Annotated in this window: 5 protein-coding genes and 1 pseudogene; 5 read left to right on the forward strand and 1 reads right to left on the reverse strand. The window is 70.2% G+C overall.

The features are described 5' to 3' along the window. Window positions 1-84 precede the first annotated feature (84 nt). The 4 genes from ACIRBX_RS10505 (at window position 85) to glmM (ending at window position 4,508) form a co-directional block, all read left to right on the forward strand. Window positions 85-1,749 (forward strand): ABC-F family ATP-binding cassette domain-containing protein, encoded by a 1,665-nt coding sequence (locus ACIRBX_RS10505; RefSeq protein WP_402295238.1) that lies wholly within the window; start codon window positions 85-87, stop codon window positions 1,747-1,749. Window positions 1,750-1,960: 211 nt separating this feature from the next. After that, window positions 1,961-2,404, forward strand: a complete 444-nt coding sequence (gene rplM, locus ACIRBX_RS10510) for a 50S ribosomal protein L13 (RefSeq protein WP_396296768.1) — start codon at window positions 1,961-1,963, stop codon at window positions 2,402-2,404. 43 nt (window positions 2,405-2,447) lie between these two features. Continuing rightward, the gene (gene rpsI, locus ACIRBX_RS10515; RefSeq protein WP_402295240.1) at window positions 2,448-2,954 is read left to right on the forward strand and encodes a 30S ribosomal protein S9; all 507 of its coding nucleotides are present in this window, start codon (window positions 2,448-2,450) and stop codon (window positions 2,952-2,954) included. A gap of 186 nt (window positions 2,955-3,140) precedes the next feature. Further along, on the forward strand, window positions 3,141-4,508 hold the full coding sequence (glmM, locus tag ACIRBX_RS10520) for a phosphoglucosamine mutase (protein ID WP_402295242.1): 1,368 nt from the start codon (window positions 3,141-3,143) through the stop codon (window positions 4,506-4,508). Window positions 4,509-4,565: 57 nt separating this feature from the next. On the opposite strand, the gene coaA is transcribed toward glmM, so the two are convergent. Then, the gene (gene coaA, locus ACIRBX_RS10525; RefSeq protein WP_402295244.1) at window positions 4,566-5,558 is read right to left on the reverse strand and encodes a type I pantothenate kinase; all 993 of its coding nucleotides are present in this window, start codon (window positions 5,556-5,558) and stop codon (window positions 4,566-4,568) included. An 88-nt stretch (window positions 5,559-5,646) separates the two neighbouring features. Between coaA and ACIRBX_RS10530 the strand changes: the two are divergent. Next, window positions 5,647-6,000, forward strand: a pseudogene (locus ACIRBX_RS10530) (glutamine--fructose-6-phosphate aminotransferase); the annotation flags it as partial.

Consider the following 6,000-nt stretch of genomic DNA (forward strand, 5'->3'; position numbering starts at 1 on the left):
CCGGCGTGACCGATTTCCTCAGCACCCCGGGGTGAGGCCAAAACGGTTTGGGCCGTATGGGCGGAAGGCGGCACAATCCCTGCCATGGGACACGTCGAGATTTCGCACCTGGAGTACTACCTGCCGGACGGGCGGGTGCTGTTCGACGACGCGTCCTTCCGGGTCGGCGAGGGCTCCGCCGTCGCGCTGGTCGGGGCCAACGGGGCCGGCAAGACCACCCTGCTGCGCATGATCGCGGGGGACACCCAGCCGCACGGCGGCACCGTGACGGTCAGCGGCGGGCTGGGTGTGATGCGCCAGTTCGTCGGGACCACCGGCCGGGAGGACCAGCGGGAGACGCCGGGCGCGCTGCCCGCCGACGCCTCGGTCCGTGACCTGCTGGTCTCGGTGGCGCCGCCGCGGATCGCCGCCGCGGCCAAGGCGGTGGACGCCGCCGAGCTGGCGATGATGGCGCAGGACGACGAGAAGTCGCAGATGGCGTACGCCCAGGCGCTCTCGGACTGGGCCGACGCCGACGGCTACGACTACGAGACGGTCTGGGACGTCTGCACCACCGCCGCGCTGGGCATGCCGTTCGACCGGGCCCAGTTCCGCGGGCTGAACACCCTCTCCGGCGGCGAGCAGAAGCGCCTGGTGCTGGAGGCGCTGCTGCGCGGCCCCGAGGAGGTGCTGCTCCTCGACGAGCCGGACAACTACCTCGACGTGCCCGGCAAGCGCTGGCTGGAGGAGGCCATCAAGGCCACCCCGAAGACCGTGCTCTTCATCTCGCACGACCGCGAGCTGCTCTCCCGCTCCGCCGACAAGATCATCAGCGTCGAGACCGGCTTCGGTGGCGGCGGCAGCTCGGTCTGGGTGCACGGCGGCGGCTTCGACTCCTTCCACGAGGCCCGTAAGGAGCGCTTCGAGCGCTTCGAGGAGCTGGGCCGGCGCTGGGACGAGGAGCACGCCAAGCTCAAGAAGCTGGTGGTGAACCTCCGTCAGGCCGCCTCCGTCAGCCACGCGCTGGCCACCCGGTACGCCGCCGCGCAGACCCGGCTGAAGAAGTTCGAGGAGGCCGGCCGGCCGGAGGAGCCGCCGCGCGAGCAGAACATCACCATGCGGCTCAAGGGCGGCCGGACCGGTGTGCGCTCGCTCACCATCGAGCAGCTGGAGCTCACCGGCCTGATGAAGCCCTTCGACCTGGAGGTCTTCTACGGCGAGCGGGTCGGCGTGCTGGGCTCCAACGGCTCGGGCAAGTCGCACTTCCTGCGCCTGCTGGCCGGCGACGAGTCGGTGAAGCACTCCGGTTCGTTCCGGCTCGGCGCCCGGGTGGTGCCCGGCCACTTCCGGCAGACCCACGCCCACCCGGAGCTGCTCGGACGGACCGTCAGGTCGATCATCGAGGAGGAGCACGCGCTCAGCCGGGGTGCGGCGATGGGCGCGCTGCGCCGGTACGAGCTGGACCGGCAGGAGGAGCAGAAGTTCGAGTCGCTGTCCGGCGGTCAGCAGGCCCGGCTGATGATCCTCAAGCTGGAGCTGGACGGCGTCACCGCGCTGCTGCTGGACGAGCCGACGGACAACCTGGACCTGGAGAGCGCGGAGGCGCTGCAGCAGGGCCTGGAGGCGTTCGAGGGCACCGTGCTGTGCGTGACCCACGACCGCTGGTTCGCCAAGACCTTCGACCGCTTCCTGGTCTTCGGCTCGGACGGCCGGGTCTACGAGTCCAAGGAGCCGGTCTGGGACGAGACCCGGGTCCAGCGGGACCGCTGAGCGTTTTTGACCCGTACGGACCCGCCCGGTAGGCTGGGCCCTTGTTGTGCGTATTGGCTCGCTCCATCTCACGTGAGAGGTCGGTACGCCGGAGACACCAAGGCCGATGACCAGCGGCTTCCCCTTGAATTGCGTCCAAGTGGAGCCAGGCTGATCCCCCGCCCGGGTGCTCCTGTCAGGACTCACTCACTGAAAAGCGAAGGCTACGACCGTGCGTACGTACAGCCCCAAGCCCGGCGACGTCCAGCGTCAGTGGCACGTCATCGACGCGCAAGACGTCGTGCTCGGCCGCCTGGCCTCCCAGGCCGCCAACCTCCTCCGGGGCAAGCACAAGGCGATCTACGCGCCGCACGTTGACACCGGTGACTTCGTCATCATCATCAACGCGGACAAGGTGCACCTGTCGGGTAACAAGAAGACCCAGAAGATGGCGTACCGCCACAGCGGCTTCCCGGGCGGTCTCCGCTCGGTCCGCTACGACGACCTCCTGGCGAACAACCCGGAGAAGGCCGTCGAGAAGGCCATCAAGGGCATGATCCCCAAGAACAGCCTGGGCCGCCAGATGCTCTCCAAGCTGAAGGTCTACTCGGGCGACCAGCACCCGCACGCTGCCCAGCAGCCGGTGCCGTTCGAGATCACCCAGGTCGCGCAGTAATTCCGGCCACCAAGCCCCCATCACTGAAAAGCTGAGGAACATCGTGGCCGAGACTGCCATCGAGAGCACCCTTGAGGTCGAGTTCGACGAGAACGTCGAGGGCGACTTCACCTCGGAGGAGACCTACACCTCCGAGTCCCTGGCCGGCCGCTTCGGCGAGGCCGTCCCCGGCGCCGGCCTCGGCCGTCGCAAGGAGGCCATCGCCCGCGTCCGGATCGTTCCGGGCACCGGCAAGTGGAAGATCAACGGTCGCACCCTGGAGAACTACTTCCCCAACAAGGTGCACCAGCAGACCGTGAACGAGCCCTTCAAGCTCCTCGAGCTGGACGGCCGTTACGACGTCGTGGCCCGCATCTCGGGTGGCGGCGTCTCCGGTCAGGCCTACGCGCTGCGCCTCGGCGTCGCCCGTGCGCTGAACGAGGCGGACGTGGACAACAACCGCGCCGCGCTCAAGAAGGCCGGTTTCCTGATGCGTGACGCGCGTGCCGTCGAGCGCAAGAAGGCCGGTCTCAAGAAGGCCCGCAAGGCGCCGCAGTACAGCAAGCGCTAAGCATCCCCGCCGGGGGGCGTACCGTTTCGATGGTCCGCACCCCAGGGTGTGCCTGTACGCCCCGGAGCACTCCGTGTGCTCCGGGGCGTCGTGCTTTTCGCGTTCGAGCGCCTGTGCGGGGGCTCGTCGGCGCGCAGGATTCTGCCTGTCAGAATGCTGGTGAAACGGTGACGGAGGACGGAAGACGTGGGACGACTTTTCGGTACGGATGGTGTGCGCGGCGTGGCCAACGAGGGCCTGACCGCCGAACTGGCGCTCGGCCTGTCGGTGGCCGCCGCGCACGTGCTCGGTGACGCGGGGGCCTTCGCCGGCCACCGGCCGGTGGCGGTGGTCGGCCGTGACCCGAGGGCGTCCGGGGAGTTCCTGGAGGCGGCGGTGATCGCCGGACTGGCCAGCGCCGGTGTGGACGTGCTCCGGGTCGGCGTGCTGCCGACCCCGGCCGTGGCGTACCTCACCGGTGTGCTGGGCGCCGACTTCGGCGTGATGCTCTCGGCCAGCCACAACGCGATGCCGGACAACGGCATCAAGTTCCTGGCCCGGGGCGGCCACAAGCTGGACGACGGCATCGAGGACGCCATCGAGGCGCACTACCACCGGTACGGCGTCGGCACCGACGAGAACTGGCAGCGTCCGACCGGCGCGGCCGTCGGCCGGGTCCGCCAGTACACCGAGGGCTTCGACCGCTACGTCGCCCACCTGATCGCGGTGCTGCCGAACCGGCTGGACGGCGTGAAGGTGGTCATCGACGGCGCGCACGGCGCGGCCGCCCGGGTCGCCCCCGAGGCGTTCGCCCGGGCCGGCGCCGAGGTGGTCTACACGCTGGGCGCCGAGCCCGACGGGCTGAACATCAACGACGGCGTCGGCTCCACCCACCTGGACAAGCTGCGCACCGCGATGCGGGAGCACAAGGCCGACCTGGGCATCGCCCTGGACGGCGACGCCGACCGCTGCCTGGCCGCCGACGCGGACGGCAACGAGGTGGACGGCGACCAGATCATCGCCATCCTCGCGGTCGCCATGAAGGAGGCCGGCACGCTGCGCGGGAACACCGCGGTGGCCACCGTGATGTCCAACCTCGGCTTCAAGCTGGCCATGGAGCGCGAGGGCGTCGACCTGGTGCAGACCGCCGTCGGCGACCGCTACGTGCTGGAGGAGATGAAGCAGCACGGCTTCGCGCTCGGTGGCGAGCAGTCCGGCCACGTGATCCTGCTGGACCACGCGACCACCGGCGACGGCACCCTGACCGGTCTGATGCTCGGCGCCCGGCTGGCCGCCACCAAGCAGCCGCTGGCCGACCTGGCCGCCGTGATGACCCGGCTGCCGCAGGTCCTGATCAACGTCAAGGGCGTGGACCGGACCCGGGTCGGCAGCTCGGTCGAGCTGACCGCCGCCGTCACGGCCGCCGAGGCCGAGCTGGGGGCCACCGGGCGGGTGCTGCTGCGCCCCTCCGGCACCGAGCCGCTGGTGCGGGTGATGGTGGAGGCGGCCGACGAGGTGCAGGCCAAGGCCGTCGCCGAGCGGCTGGCGGAGGCCGTGCGCACCCACCTCGGCTGACGCCTTTCTGCTGACTGCCACTCAGGCCCCCACCTCCGGTGGGGGCCTGAGTGCGTCTCAGAGCTTGCGGAGCAGGGCGCGGCGGACCTTGTGGTCGGCGCCCTTCTGGAGCACCAGGGTGGCCCGGCCCCGGGTGGGGAGGACGTTCTCCAGCAGGTTGGGCTTGTTGATGGTGCGCCAGACCTGGCGGCCGTACTCCATCGCCTCCTCCTCCGGCACCTCGGTGAAGCGGCGGAAGTAGGAGTTCGGGTCCTGGAAGGCGGTGTCCCGGAGCTTCTTGAAGCGGGACAGGTACCAGCGCTCGATGTCGTCGGTGCGGGCGTCCACGTAGATGGAGAAGTCGAAGTAGTCGGCCACCGCGAGGCGGGTGCGGCCGTCGGTGCCGGGCAGGGCCGGCTGGAGCACGTTCAGCCCCTCGACGATCAGGATGTCGGGGCGCTCCACGGTGAGGCGCTGGTCCGGGACGATGTCGTAGACCAGGTGCGAGTAGACCGGGGCGGTCACCCGGTCCTTGCCGGCCTTCACGTCCGCCACGAAGCGGGTCAGCGCCCGGCGGTCGTAGGACTCGGGGAAGCCCTTGCGGGCCATCAGGCCGCGGCGGCGGAGCTCCTCGTTGGGGAGCAGGAAGCCGTCGGTGGTGACCAGCTCGACCCGGGGGTGCTCGGGCCAGCGGGCCAGCAGGGCCTGGAGCAGGCGGGCGGTGGTGGACTTGCCGACCGCGACGGAGCCGGCCACCCCGATCACGAAGGGGGTGCGGGTGCGCTCGGTGTCCGGGGTGTCCAGGAAGGTCCCGAGGGTGCCGCGCAGCTCGTGGGTGGCGTGGATGTAGAGGTTCAGCAGCCGGGAGAGCGGCAGGTAGACGTCCCGGACCTCGTCCAGGTCGAGTGCCGTGCCCAGGCCTCGCAGCTGCTCGACCTCGTCGGCGGTCAGCGGCATCGGGGTGCGCTCGCGCAGGGCGCTCCACTCGGCCCGGTCCAGATCCACGTACGGGGAGGGGGTGGGCGTCGCGGTCGCGCCCCTCGTACAGAGTTCGGTCAGCACGTGCTCCATTGTGGGCCGTTCCGGGGCGGGCGGGTGCTGTGGTGTCGGTCACGAGGTGCACCGAGCCCGTGACGTGGGCCACGCATATGCTGACCTTATGTGCGGAATTGTGGCTTATGTGGGCTCTCAGGGAGCCATGGACGTGGTCGTCGAAGGGCTACGGCGACTGGAGTACCGGGGTTACGACTCGGCCGGTGTGGCGATTCAGACACCCGGACCTGACGGACGGTCGGAGCTGGCGAGCGAGAAGCGGGCCGGGAAGCTGGTGAACCTGGAGAAGGCCCTGGCGGAGCAACCGTTGCCGGCCGGCACCACCGGGATCGGGCATACGCGGTGGGCGACGCATGGGGGGCCGACGGATGCGAATGCGCATCCGCATCTGGATGACGGTGGTCGGGTGGCGGTGGTGCACAACGGGATCATCGAGAACTTCGCGGTGTTGCGGGCGGAG

It is taken from the genome of Kitasatospora sp. NPDC096147 (assembly GCF_044763225.1).
Lineage (GTDB): Bacteria > Actinomycetota > Actinomycetes > Streptomycetales > Streptomycetaceae > Kitasatospora.

What these genes read in the sequence shown, in the direction of transcription:
- ACIRBX_RS10505 (WP_402295238.1), top strand. Translation starts at nt 85, where the DNA reads ATGGGACACGTCGAGATTTCGCACCTGGAGTACTACCTGCCGGACGGG.
- coaA (WP_402295244.1), bottom strand. Translation starts at nt 5,558, where the DNA reads ATGGAGCACGTGCTGACCGAACTCTGTACGAGGGGCGCGACCGCGACG.